Raw genomic sequence first — 279 nt, forward strand, 5'->3', positions numbered from 1 at the left:
ATCCCGCGAGTACGAAAAACCGTTGAACGTCTACGGTTACTCAAAATTCCTGTTTGATGAATATGTTCGTCAAATCCTGCCTGAAGCGAACTCGCAGATTGTTGGCTTCCGCTATTTCAACGTTTATGGACCGCGTGAAGGCCATAAAGGCAGCATGGCGAGCGTCGCTTTCCATCTCAACACCCAGCTTACCAACGGTGAATCACCGAAGCTGTTTGAAGGTAGCGAGAACTTCAAACGCGACTTCGTCGATGTGGGCGACGTGGCAGATGTAAACCT

At 49.5% G+C, this 279-nt stretch carries 1 protein-coding gene; it reads left to right on the top strand.

Translation table 11 applies throughout. From position 1 onward, the window contains the following. A partial coding sequence (locus V5P19_RS23440; protein ID WP_334407935.1) for an NAD-dependent epimerase/dehydratase family protein occupies window positions 1-279 on the top strand: 279 nt, incomplete at both ends.

Source organism: Enterobacter sp. UNJFSC 003, from assembly GCF_036903355.1.
Lineage (GTDB): Bacteria > Pseudomonadota > Gammaproteobacteria > Enterobacterales > Enterobacteriaceae > Enterobacter.